Origin of the sequence: Glycomyces salinus, from assembly GCF_016428645.1 — a bacterium.
GTDB classification, from domain to species: Bacteria; Actinomycetota; Actinomycetes; order Mycobacteriales; family Micromonosporaceae; genus Glycomyces; species Glycomyces salinus.
Window position 1 is genome coordinate 1 of sequence record NZ_JAELXW010000190.1, and the last position, 701, is coordinate 701.

1 protein-coding gene is annotated in these 701 nt (G+C 67.9%); it reads left to right on the forward strand.

Annotated features, from left to right (window positions below):
• Positions 1 to 33: 33 nt before the first annotated feature.
• A partial coding sequence (locus tag JFB92_RS24990) for a glycoside hydrolase family 5 protein (RefSeq protein WP_372451699.1) occupies positions 34 to 701 on the forward strand: 668 nt, incomplete at its 3' end.

The following is a 701-nucleotide window of genomic DNA, read 5'->3' on the forward strand; positions in this document are numbered from 1 at the left end:
ACGGCGATCGTGCTCGCGCCCCTGGGATACGGCATCGCCGTCGGCGAGACCCTCGAGGACGAGATCACCGCGTCGGCCGCCTCACCGGTCGACGAGCACGGCAGGCTCCACGTCTGCGGCACACGGCTCTGCGACTCCGCGGGGGAGCCGGTCCAGCTTCGCGGCATGAGCACCCACGGGCTGCAGTGGTTCTCGCAGTGCGTGGGCGACGCCTCGCTCGACGCCCTCGCCTACGACTGGGGCGCCGACGTCGTGCGCCTGTCGATGTACATCCAGGAGGACGGGTACGAGACCGACCCCGAGGGCTTCACGGCCCGGATGCACGACCTCATCGACGACGCCACCGCCCGCGGCCTGTACGTCATCGTCGACTGGCACATGCTCACCCCCGGCGACCCGCACTACAACCTCGATCGCGCCAAGACCTTCTTCGCCGAGATCGCCGCCGAGCACGGCGACCAGAACAACCTGTTCTACGAGGTCGCCAACGAGCCCAACGGCGTCTCCTGGGCGGAGATCAAGTCCTACCACGAGCAGATCATCCCCGTGATCAGGCAGCACGACTCCGACGGCGTCGTCCTGCTCGGCACCGCCGACTGGTCCTCGCTCGGCGTCTCCGGAGGCACCGATGAGCAGGAGGTCATCGACGATCCGGTCGACGCCTCGAACATCATGTACACCTTCCACTTCTACGCCGCCTC